This is a genomic window from Streptomyces sp. NRRL S-340, from assembly GCF_000720185.1.
In the GTDB taxonomy this organism is placed as follows: Bacteria; Actinomycetota; Actinomycetes; order Streptomycetales; family Streptomycetaceae; genus Streptomyces.
The window spans coordinates 1-397 of the sequence record NZ_JOIY01000126.1 but is presented as its reverse complement, the minus strand read 5'-3'; the positions used below and the strand labels follow the sequence as shown (position 1 = coordinate 397).

General features: G+C 69.3%; 1 protein-coding gene. It reads right to left on the bottom strand.

The window, feature by feature from the left end:
• Positions 1-60 precede the first annotated feature (60 nt).
• On the bottom strand, positions 61-397 hold a 337-nt coding region (locus tag IG64_RS37240; RefSeq protein ID WP_037865000.1), incomplete at its 5' end, for a tyrosine-type recombinase/integrase.

Below are 397 nucleotides of genomic sequence, written 5' to 3'. Positions count from 1 at the left end.
TCCGAAACCGGCCCTTGATCATTCTTGGGGACCAGTTGGGGACCGGCGTCCTTGACCGCGTCAGCGAGTCATGACGATCGGGCCCGGCAGGGAGCGCGGTGCGCGGAGTACACTGAGGTGTGCGGAGAGTGCTGCGCCGGCGGCCGTGATTTTGTGTACGTCGGGGTGCAGGTAGCGCTGGGTGGTGGCCAGTGATCCGTGGCCGGCGACCCGGCGGAGGACGTGCACTTGGACTCCGGCGTCGGCGAACCAGGTCAGTCCGGTGTGCCGGAGGTCGTGGCGGCGCAGGTGCTCGTAACCGAGTTTGGTGACGACGTCGTCCCAGTGTGTGGCGTCGCGCAGGACGGCGGTGGAGATGCGTCCGCCGCGCGGGCCGGTGAAGAGGCGGGCGTCGGGA